This window comes from Arenibacter nanhaiticus, assembly GCF_900141935.1.
In the GTDB taxonomy this organism is placed as follows: Bacteria; Bacteroidota; Bacteroidia; order Flavobacteriales; family Flavobacteriaceae; genus Arenibacter; species Arenibacter nanhaiticus.
In genome coordinates this window covers 1-1,352 of sequence record NZ_FQYX01000080.1, presented here as the reverse complement: position 1 = coordinate 1,352, position 1,352 = coordinate 1, and the positions used below count along the sequence as shown (strand labels likewise).

Here is a 1,352-nt window from a genome sequence, read left to right as displayed (position 1 = left end):
AATCGGAGCTTGTCGCGCAGAAACTTGTAGATACTGTTACCTACCCTTTTCGCTGACTTTTTACTTCTGACATAGATACTGAGTCGAGTAGGCCTCGGGAACTTCCCCCGAGGCCTCTCCCAGATCCGGACGTGAGACTCTCGCCTCATCCGGCTCCTATTATTCAGTCTGCAATTTTCTTTTATAATGTTTAGATCATTGCTGGTCTCACGCCAAATCGCCAGTGCGCAAATAGATTTGGATTCTGTCTACACATTCGTCCGAGTAATCTAATTGCTCTAGTTTTATGTCGCCTTACCCTTTTAAATTTCCTTTCCACCCAATGTGCAAGCCTTAAATTAAGTTGTTGAAACAAGGGGTACATCTTCGACTTGTAGAACTTACTGAAATAGCCAATATAGCCTTGCAGTTTGGCATTGAACATATGTGCTAGATCTTCAAGAGTCTTGTCAGATCGTAGGTGGAGTTTCCAGCTTCTTATCTCCTCACTAATCTTTTTCCGAGCTCTATTGCTCATCGCAGGACTGAAGTTGATAAAATGCTTACCCCATCGATTCTTTGATCTTCTTGCTCTGAACGTGAATCCTAGAAAGTCAAACTGCACATTTTCCCAAGAACCGCGTCTGAGGTCGTCCTTGCAGTAAACAATCTTCGTCTTTCGTTCATTAAGGGCTAGTTTACATTCTGCCATTCGTTCTACAATGGCTGCTTGCAGTCTTTCTGCCTCAGCTTTTGTGCGGCAGTGGCATATCGCATCGTCTGCGTATCGCTCAAATACGATATGTCCTTGTTTGCGTCTCATCCATTCATCGAATGCATAGTGCATAAACAGGTTGGCCAAGATCGGCCCTATGACCGATCCTTGAGGAACTCCCTGATTGCGCTCTATGCAGGTACCTTCTTTAGTCTCATACGGGACTTTTAGCCACCGTTCTATGTATAACAGCACCCATCTTTCCGAAGTGTGTCGTTTTATCGCTTTCATGAGTAGTTCATGATCTATCGTATCAAAGAATTTGCTTACGTCTAAATCAAGTACCCAATTGAACTGCCAACAACGCTTCCTTGCTGTTTCTACTGCCTGATGCGCGGATCGCCCAGGGCGGTAGGCATAGGAATCCTCATGAAATACGGGGTCTATTACTGGCTCTAACACCCTAACTACTGCCATCTGGGCTATGCGGTCCGCCACAGTTGGGATTCCCAAGTTTCTGGTGCCTCCTACTTTTGGTATTTCTACCAATCGAACCGCCATAGCCCGCATTATTCACCAAGAGTTTTTTCTTCAAGGAATTTGAGGATAAATTTTGCATTCCCTGGATTAAGGAAATTTTCCGGGATAGTTTTCCAGC

General features: G+C 44.7%; 2 protein-coding genes. Both read right to left on the bottom strand.

Annotation, left to right across the window (positions count from 1 at the left end; genetic code table 11):
* Window positions 1–190: 190 nt before the first annotated feature.
* On the bottom strand, window positions 191–1,207 hold the full coding sequence (gene ltrA, locus BUA16_RS19285; protein WP_394333087.1) for a group II intron reverse transcriptase/maturase: 1,017 nt from the start codon (window positions 1,205–1,207) through the stop codon (window positions 191–193).
* Window positions 1,158–1,352 (bottom strand): hypothetical protein (locus BUA16_RS19050; RefSeq protein WP_245795608.1); only part of this gene is annotated, 195 nt, incomplete at its 5' end. The genes ltrA and BUA16_RS19050, both read right to left, overlap by 50 nt.